Genomic DNA, 10,110 nt, shown 5'->3' on the forward strand with positions numbered 1-10,110 from the left:
GCCTCATCAAGGTCTTGGTTATAAGACTCCAGTAGAGAAGTTTGAGGAATATATTAAAAAACTCCAGGGTGTCCACCATGTATTGAACGAGAACATTCCCTTTACAATTTAAAAAAAGGTTGATAAATTTCCTCTTGCCTTTTGCCACCGGTGAAACGAAATAGGAGGTAGGTATGCCGATAGACAAGGATGTAGTAGAGGAGATTGTTAAGAAGTACGGATTTCACGACAAGGACACAGGTTCTCCAGAGGTACAGATTGCTATTTTGACAGAGAGAATTAAGAACCTAACAAGGCACTTTCAGGAGAACAAGCACGACAACTACAACAAGAGAGCTCTCCAGAGGCTCGTAGGTAGAAGGAAAAAGCTCCTTAAGTATCTAAAGGAAAAGGACTTTAACAGGTATCAGAACATCGTTCTCAAACTTGGTCTCAGAAAGTAACTTGGGGGAGCTCCTTTCTCCCCCTTCCCTCCTTCCCGTCTTCCCTCCTTCCTTTGATATTATTTCGTAGTTAAATTTTAAATAAATCAAAAATATTTGGAGGTTACTTATGTCCGTATCCGAAGTTGCAATAGAGGTTGGTGGTAGACCTTTACGTTTTCAAACTGGAAAAGTTGCTAAGCAGGCAGATGGAGCCGTTGTTGTTTCTCAAGGAGATACAATGGTTTTAGTTACAGCAGTAATGAGTGATGAACCGAGGGAGGACGTTGACTTCTTTCCCCTGTTGGTTGAATATAGAGAGAGGGCCTACGCCGCAGGTAAGATACCCGGTGGATTTATAAAGAGGGAAGGAAAACCTACGGATGAGGAAATTCTAAAGGCAAGGGTTACAGACCGTTCAATAAGGCCTATCTTTCCCAAAGGCTTTAGAAATGACGTTGAGGTAATTGCCTTTGTTATTTCTGCAGACCAGGAGAACGACCCTTCCGTTCTTGCAATAAACGGTGCTTCCGCCGCACTCCACATTTCACGAATTCCCTTTGAAAAGCCAGTTGGAGCTGTTAGAGTTGCAAGAATTGATGGAGAACTAAAGATAAATCCCTCCTACGAGGAGCTCCACAGGGCAGATATAAACTTGGTCGTTTCTGGAACTGAGGATGCAGTTGTTATGGTTGAAGGGGGGGCAAACGAAGTTCCCGAAGAGGAAGTTTTGGATGCGATTCTCTTTGCCCACGAGGAGATAAAGAAGATAACGAAGGCTCAGGAGGAACTTAGGAACCTTGCAGGGAAACCCAAGTACGAGTTTATAGCTCCCTCTCTCGATGAGACAACGAGGGAAAAGATTAAGAACTGGGTTTTTGAGAGGATTGAGCCAGTAATAACAATTCCTGATAAGCATGAAAGGAGGGAAAAACTTAGAGAGCTTAAAGAGTTAATGCTTATAGAGCTTAATATTCCTGAGGAGGACCATAAGCTTGCAAAGGAAGCCTTTAACGAAGCAGAGAAGGAATTTGTAAGGAAGATGGTTTTAGAGAGGGGAGTGAGAATCGACGGAAGAAAGCCAGACGAAATAAGGCCTATTTCCATAGAGGTAGGACTTTTACCAAGGGCCCACGGTTCAGCCCTCTTTACAAGGGGACAAACTCAGGCTCTCGTTACAACGACACTTGGAACTCCGGAAGAGTACCAGTTGGTTGAAGGTTTGATGCCGGAAGAGCAGAAGAGGTTTATGCTCCACTACAACTTCCCTCCATTCTGCGTTGGGGAAATTGCACCACTCAGGGGACCTGGAAGGAGGGAGATTGGACATGGAGCTCTTGCAGAAAGGGCACTTTCACCTGTTATACCTCCAGAAGAGGAGTTTCCCTATGTTATCAGGGTTGTTTCGGATATCCTTGAATCAAACGGTTCCTCCTCAATGGCAACAGTCTGTGGAGGTTCCCTCTCACTTATGGATGCAGGTGTTCCAGTAAGGGCTCAGGTTGCTGGAATTGCGATGGGATTAATTATGGAGGGAGACAGGTTTGTAGTTCTCTCAGATATTTTGGGAGATGAAGACCACTTAGGGGATATGGACTTTAAGGTTGCAGGAACGAGGAAGGGAGTAACTGCAATTCAAATGGACCTAAAGGTCAAGGGAATTTCAAGGGAGGTTCTCTCAAAAGCCCTTGCACAGGCGAGGGAGGGAAGGCTTTTCATACTTGACAAGATGGACGCTGTAATAAGCAGACCGAGAGAGGAAATTTCCCCTTACGCTCCGAGAATTGTTACAACTCACATAGAGCCTGAAAAGACGAGGGATTTAATAGGTCCTGGAGGAAAGACGATTAAGACAATAATAGACAAGGCAGGAGTTAAGATAACCATTAAGGAGGACGGGACAGTTTTAGTCTCAGCTCCCACTGAGGAAGCTGCAGCTCAAGCCCTCAAGATGATTGAGGACGTTACGAAGGACTTAGAAGTAGGAAACACCTACTTAGGAAAGGTTACAAGGGTTGAGAACTACGGGGCTTTTGTTGAGCTTGCTCCCGGTAAGATTGGACTGATTCACATATCAAAGCTTCCTCCGGAGGTAAGGGAGAACATTTTTGAAAACATAAAGGTTTCGGACGTTATTCCAGTTAAGATTATTGAGTTTGACCAGATGGGAAGGCCAAAACTGAGCAGAATAGACGTAACTCCCGAGGAGGAGAGAAAGCTCAGGGAACAGGGAGGATTCTACTCAGAGCCGGAGAGGAAGGATGAGTAACTGGGCAGCAGGCTGGGTTTTCTCTAAAGGTAGAGAGATTAAGTTCAGTGAGAAATTTTTAGACGTTGCAATTAAACTCCACTCTCTACTTAAAAGCAGGTTAAGAAGGTTAAAGAAGGAATTTTTGCTTGAAGTTGAGGAAATTCCAAAGGAATTTTCCGTTGATATCAACTTTTTAAGGGGAGTTTTTGAATCATCCGGCATTTGGGGAAACAGGACAGTTTTTATCCCAAAAATCAAAAAGGTTGAGGAGGAGCTCCTCTCCCTTTTAAGTGAGTTCTCTCCTTTGGAAACGGAAGACGGTTTCTTCATAACGGGAGAAAGCGCCAACCTCCTAATTCACCTATTCTACGATGAGGATACGGAGGAGCGCTCCGAGTACTTCTTTGAAAGGTTTCTAAAGTTTTTGACCGGAGAAAAGTGGGAAAGAACCTCATTTAAGTTTTCCCTTGAGGAGGGAGCTCTCCCTCCGTTTAAAAAGAGAATTTCGGACAGTGGATTTGACCTATATCTGATAAAGCTGTTAAAGGTTGAAGGAAACGTTTACTTTTTTGATACAGGTGTAAGGGTTTCCCCGCCTCCAGGATATTACTTTGACCTCGTTCCCCGCTCCTCCATCTATAAGAGCGGTTTTATCCTTGCAAACTCTGTTGGAATAATAGATATGACTTACAGGGGAACGATAAAGGTACCCCTTATAAAGGTCAATCAGGAAAAGGAGTTGCCGGAGCTCCCCTGGCGGGCCGTTCAGCTCATTCCAAGGAGATTCTTCCCCCTTGAAGCAGAGGAGGTGGAGTCCCTCGAGAAAACCCTAAGGGGAGAGGGAGGTTTTGGAAGTACCGGATAGGAGGATTGGTTGATACCTATAAAGGACTTTAACCCAAGCCGTTCAACTCCCGTTGTTACTATTCTTATAATAGTTGCATGTTCAATTGTATTCCTTTACGAAATTCTCCTTCCTCCCAATATAAGAGAAGTTTTTATACGAATGTTTGCTGTTGTTCCCTTTGAGGTAATGCACGGGGTTGATATTCCTCCTCCCGACCCGTTAACACCCTACGGAAACTTAATTTCTTACCAGTACCTTCACGGGGGATTCCTTCACATCTTTGGAAATATGCTCTTTTTGTGGGTATTTGGGGACAACGTTGAGGACAGGTTGGGAAAGTTGAAGTACTTTATTTTTTATACCCTATGCGGAATCAGTGCAGCCATTATACAATCGCTCGTCTATCCAAACTCAAACATTCCCCTTATAGGAGCCTCTGGAGCCATAAGCGGCGTTTTGGGAGCCTATGCAGTTATGTTTCCAAGAGCACAGATACTTACGTTAATCTTTATTTTCTTTTTTATAGATGTGATTGTTCTTCCTGCCTCCCTCTGGATAGGTATCTGGTTTCTGATGCAGTTCATGAGTGCCCTCATCTCTGTCAACCACCTATCCATGGGGGGAGTTGCCTGGTTTGCCCACATAGGTGGTTTTATAACGGGGATAGTCCTCGTTAAGATGCTCTACAGAAGAAAAGAAGAGGAGTTTGAAATTTCCCTTTAGGGGAATAACTTTAAGATAGTTGCAAATAATTTGCAATTAGGAGGGAAGATTGAAAAAGGAAAAGCTTTACATATTCGATACAACACTCAGGGATGGAGAGCAAACTCCCGGAGTGAACCTAACGGTAGATGAAAAGGTTCAAATAGCAAAACAGCTTGAGAGGTTGGGGGTAGATGTAATTGAAGCTGGATTTGCCATAAGCTCCCCTGCCGATTTTGAGGCAATAAAGAGAATAGCTAAGGAGGTTAGAAACTCTACCGTCTGTTCACTTGCAAGGGCAAGGGAAGAGGATATAAGAACTGCATGGGAGGCTCTAAAGGAAGGGAACAGGGTGAGAATTCACACCTTCATAGCTACCTCCGACATTCACCTTAAGTACAAACTGAAAATTTCAAGGGAAGAGGCCTTAGAAAGGGCCGTCTGGGCAGTTAAGTTTGCCAGGGAGATAATGGGTGAAAAGGCAGAGGTTGAGTTTTCGGCAGAGGATGCCGGTAGAACGGATTTGAAGTACCTTTACGAGGTAATTGAGGCAGTTATAGAGGCCGGAGCTGATGTTGTTAACATTCCTGACACTGTAGGTTATGCCGTTCCAGATGAGTGGTACGAGAAGATTTTATCGATTAGGGAAAACGTTAAAAACGTTGATAGAGCAATAATAAGCGTACACTGTCATAACGATTTGGGGCTGGCAACGGCTAACTCCCTCATGGCAGTAATGGCTGGAGCCAGACAGGTTGAGTGTACCATCAACGGCCTCGGTGAGAGGGCAGGAAATGCTGCCTTAGAGGAAGTTGTTATGGCAGTGAAGGTCCGTTCCGACCACTTTCCAGTTTATACCGATATAGATACGAAGCAGATATACAAAACATCTCAACTTGTAAGTAGGTTAACAGGGGTTCTCATTTCAAAGACAAAACCTATTGTGGGAGACAATGCCTTTGCTCATGAGTCTGGAATCCACCAGCACGGTGTTCTTGCCTGTCCAGAAACGTACGAGATAATGAAGCCTGAGGACATTGGACTTAAGGAGTCAAAGATTGTCTTAGGGAAACATTCGGGAAGACACGCCTTCAGGAAAAAGTTGGAAGAGATGGGAGTTGAACTATCAGAAGAGCAGTTTGAGGAGGCCTTCAGAAAGTTTAAGGAACTTGCCTCGAGGAAGAAGGAGATTTACGACGTTGATATAGAGCTCCTCATAGAGGGTTTAGAAGGAGCAGGAGAGAAGACGTACGAACTCCTCTACAATCAGGCTGTTAGTGGAGAGGGAGTAATACCCTCGGCAACGGTAAAAATTGGGACACCCGAAGGTGAGAAGTTGGGTATTGCCGTAGGAAACGGTCCCGTTGATGCAACCTACAGGGCAATAAGAAACGCCTTGGGATTGGGAGAGGACATTCAACTTAAGGACTTTAAGATAAGGGCTCTTACTGCCGGAACCGATGCTCAGGCAGAGGTTTACGTAACAATAGAGTCAAACGGATTTAGAGTCAGCGGAAGGGGAGTAGACCCCGATATCGTTAGAGCATCGGCTTTAGCTTTCTTAGAGGCTCTAAACAGGCTTGAAAAGAGGAAGAATAAGAAAAAAGGAATTTAACTGCCTCCCTCCTAAGGGAGGTTTATATCCAGTTACTAAACAGTGTTAGTCCTGTATTTTCTGGAGCTCCAATTAACAGGTTCATATTTTGGACGGCCTGTCCGGATGCTCCCTTCCCTATGTTATCGATAACAGAAACAACAACGGCCAGTTCGTTTGACTCGTCCTTCGTTACGTAGATATCGCAGAAGTTGGTTCCTGAAACGTCGGATGTTTTAGGAGGAGTACTTCTAACTCTGACAAAGTACTCGTTTTTGTAAACTTCCTTGTAAATTTCCTGGAGCTCCTCTCTTTCAGCATCAGTTTTAAAATAAATGGTTGAGAGGATTCCCCTGTTCATCGGTACCAAGTGTGGGGTAAATCTAAAGAGTGGGAGTTCCAGTTTCTCCTTTACCTCTGGAGCGTGTCTGTGGCCTTCCACAGAGTAGGCCTTGAACGACTCGTTAACCTCGCAGAATAGTAGATTCAAATTTGCCTTTCTCCCTGCCCCTGTAACTCCCGATTTACTGTCTGCAATGACGGGGAATGATGTGTCTATCAATCCCTTTATCCTTGCCGGATAGAGTCCTAAAATGATGCTCGTAGGGTAACATCCGGGATTTGCAACAATCCTTTTTTTCGGTATTTCGCTCCTGTTTATCTCGGGTAAGCCGTAGGCCGAATCTAAAAAGAGATCCTTCGCAGTGTGTTCAACCCTATAGGTTCTTTCGTAATTTTCTGGACTTTTGAACCGAAAATCTGCGCTGAAGTCAACGATTTTTAAGTTTGGATTTCTGTAGTAGAGCTCCTTAACGATTGGAAAAGATGCTCCGTGGGGAAGACACAGAAAGGCAACGTCAATATCTGAAAACCTATCGGGATTGTATTCCTCAAATACTAAGTTTTCGTACTTGCTTTTTAAAAAGTGGGGGAAGACCTCTGTTAGTTTTTTACCTTCAAACTGGCGGGATGTTATATAGACAACCTCGGCAAACGGATGGTGTAGAAGGAGGCGAAGGAGCTCCGCCCCCGTATATCCAGAAGCTCCAACAACAGCAACTTTAACGCTTTGACCACTGGTACCTTGCACGGGCTCCCCTTTGACCGTACTTCTTCCTCTCCTTTATTCTTGCATCCCTTGTTAGGAATCCAGCCTTCTTAAGGGTTGGTCTTAGTTCAGGATTAAATGCAAGTAAAGCCTTCGCTATTCCGTACTTAACGGCATCAGCCTGGGCAGACTTTCCTCCTCCTTTTAGGGTGCAGAGAACGTCAAACCTCCCGTTTGTTCCTGTCACGTCAAAGGGCTGCTGCATTATTTTGAGAAGAGCTAACCTTCCGAAGTACTCCTCTGCAGGAACTTCCTTTTTCTTGGAAATTCTTACAGTAATTTTTCCGCTGCCATTTGGTATCAGCCACACCCTTGCTATGGCAGTTTTTCTCTTTCCTGTTCCGTAGTATCTAACTTCAGCCATTACTTTCCTCCATTAAAGCTCAAGGGGTTTAGGATTTTGTGCTTTGTGTGGGTGTTCAGGACCGGCGTAAACCTTCAGCCTTTTCATTCTCCTGTCCCTGAGCTTGTTCTTAGGAAGCATACCCCTTACTGCAAGCCTTATTACTTCTTCTGGTTTCTTCTGGAGAAGCTCCTTTAACGTTGCCTGTTTAAGTCCTCCGGGGTATCCTGTGTGCCAGTAGTAGACCTTTTTGTCCAACTTCTTCCCTGTCACAAAGACCTTTTCAGCATTAACAACAACAACAAAGTCTCCACCATCAACGTGTGGAGTGTAGGTAGGCTTGTGCTTACCCATCAGAATCTTTGCAATTTCAGAAGCCAGACGACCGAGAGTTTTTCCCGTAGCGTCTACCACGTACCAATCTCTCTGTACGTCCTCCTTTCTCTGCATGAAGGTTTTCATCTGTTTCCTCCAAATAGTGGCGTTTTTAACGCCGAAAATGTAGCGGGCAGCGGAAATTTACTAAAGTACTTTTCTCTTGTCAACCTTTTAAATTGAGACTATATTAGCTTTCAGCACGGAGGGGTGCCCGAGTCTGGCTGAAGGGGCACGACTGGAAATCGTGTGTACCCCCACAAGGGGTACCGCGGGTTCGAATCCCGCCCCCTCCGCCACATAAGAGAAAATTAGAACTGTTCTCATAATGCCGGGGTCTCCACAACGCCCGGAGGGTGAACCCCGCCAGGCCCGGAAGGGAGCAACGGTAAGCCTGAAGGGCGTGTGTGGTAAGGCTCCGGCTCTACTTATTTAGCAGTAGAGAAATTGCCCTTGCAACGTTCTCAACCAAGGGAATAATCTCGGAGTAGTTCATCCTCTTTGGACCTAAAACGCCAACTATACCGCCGTTTTGAAATCCTACAGAGTACTTTCCTAAGACAAAGCTCACCTGAGGTATCTCAGGTTTAACCTCTGAGCCTAAGATTACATCAATTTTCTTCTTTTCGTTAAGAAACTTCCTTAAAACCTCCAAGAGGAGTGTTTTCTCCTCGAGGAGCTCTATTACCCTTTTTAACCTCTCTGCATCTCCTGAAACGAGGTTTATGATGTTTGGAGCTCCCTGAACTTCGAAGTAGTCGATTTCATTTATCGATTTTAGTATGTGGGAGTTTAATCTAAAAATTATGTCTGAAATCTCCCTCCTTAGACTGTCAATTTCCTTTATAAGTTCCTCTTTAACCTTCTGTAAGGTCTTTCCCTTAAATTTTTGAGTTAGGATTTTTGAAATTTTTGCCAACTCCCTTTCGGTAATGTCTGCTTTTATAACCTTGTGAACGACGTAATCCGGATAAAAGTTAATAACTATTAGAACCTTGTCAGAAGAAACCTTCAATAGCATTACATTGTTAACGGTTAAATTTTCAACGAGATTAATTCCAAAGCCAACGTATCCTGTACTCTCCTGAAGGAAATCTAATACCTTGGAGAGAATTTCCTCCCTCTCAGTTAGGTTCTCACTTCTTATTGACTCTATTAGTCTGTTTACTAAAGTTTCATCCTCTCTACCAAGGGCAATAAAGAGGCTGTTTAGATAAATTTTCAGTCCTTCGTCTGTTGGAACTCTTCCAGCCGATGTGTGGGGCTGAAAAAGGTAACCTTTATCCTCAAGGTCGGCCATAACGTTTCTTATCGTAGCAGGGCTAAAAGGCAAGGAGTATGCCTTCTGAAGGGTTCGTGAGCCTACAGGTTCCCCACTCTTTATGTAGAGCTCTGCTATTTTGAGGAGTATATCTCTTTCTCTCTCTGTTAGTTCCATTTTTAATCCCTTCATTTTCAAAACTAAAATTTGGGTTTCCGAAAGTTAATATATTCCTTCTTTTAAATACTGGTTCTTGTACTTTACGTACCTTAAGGCGTGTTTCCTCAGCCCCTCAATTTCCTCCTCTGTTAGTTCCCTTTTAACAGAAGCCGGAAATCCCATTATTAAACTATTAGGAGGAAACTTTTTGTTAGGTGGAACCAACGTTCCGGCAGCAACTATTGAGTTCTCCCCAATTACTGCACCGTCCAAAATGATTGCTCCTATTCCAATTAAGCAGTTGTCCTCAACTGTACATCCGTGGAGCTTAACAGAGTGTCCTACGGTAACGTAACTTCCAATTACCGTCGGGTGGGTCTGATTTGTAACGTGAACAACAGTTCCGTCCTGAATGGACGTACACTCACCGACTCTTATGTAGTTAACATCTCCCCTCAAAATTGTTCCAAACCAGATAGAGCTATCGTTACCAATCTCAACATCCCCTATAACCGTTGCATTTTCAGCTATAAATACCCTCTCTCCAATTTTTGGGTAGATACCCTTGTACGGCTTAACCATTCTACCTCCAGAATATAAAGTTTTCGGTATTTTACTACTGGTGAAAATTTATCAACATCTTTTGTTAGTTAATTATAGAATAAAAAAACAATATGTTGAAGTTCAGAAAGAAGGTGGACACCCTAAAATAAGATTTGAACTCCAACAAAAGGAGGTGTCCACCAATGAAACAATTAAAGAAATTCAAAGGAACATCCCTGCACATATCAAATACACCCTTCAAAAAAACAATCAAAAGAGGAACGAAAATAAAAACAAAACTCGACCTAACAAAAGACCCAAACGTGAGAAAAAGACTTAAATGGATTCAACATTACGAAAAACACCAAAATGCAAGACTAACCTGCAGATACTTCGGAATAAGTCCAACCACCTTCTACAAATGGAAAAATAGATACAAAAAGTACGGTTTAGAAGGCCTCAAAGACAGAAACAAAAGACCCCACAGAGTAAGACAACCTCAGAT

11 protein-coding genes, 1 tRNA gene and 1 other RNA gene are annotated in these 10,110 nt (G+C 43.6%); 8 read left to right on the forward strand and 5 right to left on the reverse strand.

What is annotated here, in order from left to right; all coding sequences use genetic code 11:
- Positions 1–173 precede the first annotated feature (173 nt).
- The 5 genes from rpsO to FN732_RS08895 all read left to right on the forward strand — a co-directional run bounded on the left by rpsO (position 174) and on the right by FN732_RS08895 (position 5,837).
- Positions 174–443 carry a 30S ribosomal protein S15 gene (gene rpsO, locus FN732_RS08875; RefSeq protein WP_142936196.1) on the forward strand — a complete coding sequence of 90 codons (270 nt, stop codon included), beginning with the start codon at positions 174–176 and terminating at the stop codon, positions 441–443.
- 109 nt (positions 444–552) lie between these two features.
- A complete protein-coding gene (locus FN732_RS08880; RefSeq protein ID WP_142936197.1) occupies positions 553–2,691 on the forward strand; it encodes a polyribonucleotide nucleotidyltransferase in 2,139 nt (712 codons plus the stop codon).
- Positions 2,684–3,538 (forward strand): dUTP diphosphatase, encoded by an 855-nt coding sequence (locus FN732_RS08885; protein WP_142936198.1) that lies wholly within the window; start codon positions 2,684–2,686, stop codon positions 3,536–3,538. The genes FN732_RS08880 and FN732_RS08885 overlap by 8 nt, the downstream gene beginning before the upstream one ends.
- A 9-nt stretch (positions 3,539–3,547) precedes the next feature.
- The gene (locus FN732_RS08890; RefSeq protein WP_142936199.1) at positions 3,548–4,243 is read left to right on the forward strand and encodes a rhomboid family intramembrane serine protease; all 696 of its coding nucleotides are present in this window, start codon (positions 3,548–3,550) and stop codon (positions 4,241–4,243) included.
- Between the two features lie 49 nt (positions 4,244–4,292).
- The gene (locus FN732_RS08895; protein WP_142936200.1) at positions 4,293–5,837 is read left to right on the forward strand and encodes a 2-isopropylmalate synthase; all 1,545 of its coding nucleotides are present in this window, start codon (positions 4,293–4,295) and stop codon (positions 5,835–5,837) included.
- A 22-nt stretch (positions 5,838–5,859) separates the two neighbouring features.
- Here the strand turns inward: FN732_RS08895 and argC are convergent, their stop codons facing one another.
- The 3 genes from argC to rplM are packed head-to-tail and all read right to left on the reverse strand — an operon-like array spanning position 5,860 to position 7,729.
- On the reverse strand, positions 5,860–6,906 hold the full coding sequence (gene argC / locus FN732_RS08900) for an N-acetyl-gamma-glutamyl-phosphate reductase (protein WP_142936201.1): 1,047 nt from the start codon (positions 6,904–6,906) through the stop codon (positions 5,860–5,862).
- On the reverse strand, positions 6,878–7,288 hold the full coding sequence (rpsI, locus tag FN732_RS08905; protein WP_142936202.1) for a 30S ribosomal protein S9: 411 nt from the start codon (positions 7,286–7,288) through the stop codon (positions 6,878–6,880). The genes argC and rpsI overlap by 29 nt, the downstream gene beginning before the upstream one ends.
- Positions 7,289–7,300: 12 nt before the next feature.
- Complete coding sequence (gene rplM, locus FN732_RS08910) at positions 7,301–7,729, reverse strand: 50S ribosomal protein L13 (RefSeq protein ID WP_142936203.1); 429 nt, start codon at positions 7,727–7,729, stop codon at positions 7,301–7,303.
- Positions 7,730–7,846: 117 nt separating this feature from the next.
- Here rplM and FN732_RS08915 point away from each other — a divergent pair.
- Positions 7,847–7,941 (forward strand) — tRNA-Ser (locus tag FN732_RS08915).
- 30 nt (positions 7,942–7,971) lie between these two features.
- Positions 7,972–8,069, forward strand: an RNA gene (gene ffs, locus FN732_RS08920) — signal recognition particle sRNA small type.
- On the opposite strand, the gene hrcA is transcribed toward ffs, so the two are convergent.
- Together hrcA and FN732_RS08930 are read right to left on the reverse strand one after the other, a co-directional pair.
- The gene (hrcA, locus tag FN732_RS08925; protein ID WP_142936204.1) at positions 8,067–9,095 is read right to left on the reverse strand and encodes a heat-inducible transcriptional repressor HrcA; all 1,029 of its coding nucleotides are present in this window, start codon (positions 9,093–9,095) and stop codon (positions 8,067–8,069) included. The two genes, ffs and hrcA, sit on opposite strands and share 3 nt — an antisense overlap.
- Positions 9,096–9,125: 30 nt before the next feature.
- Positions 9,126–9,644 carry a gamma carbonic anhydrase family protein gene (locus FN732_RS08930; RefSeq protein WP_142936205.1) on the reverse strand — a complete coding sequence of 173 codons (519 nt, stop codon included), beginning with the start codon at positions 9,642–9,644 and terminating at the stop codon, positions 9,126–9,128.
- 164 nt (positions 9,645–9,808) lie between these two features.
- Here FN732_RS08930 and FN732_RS08935 point away from each other — a divergent pair.
- Positions 9,809–10,110 (forward strand): helix-turn-helix domain-containing protein (locus FN732_RS08935; RefSeq protein WP_142933554.1); only part of this gene is annotated, 302 nt, incomplete at its 3' end.

Source organism: Balnearium lithotrophicum (assembly GCF_900182585.1).
GTDB lineage: Bacteria > Aquificota > Aquificia > Desulfurobacteriales > Desulfurobacteriaceae > Balnearium > Balnearium lithotrophicum.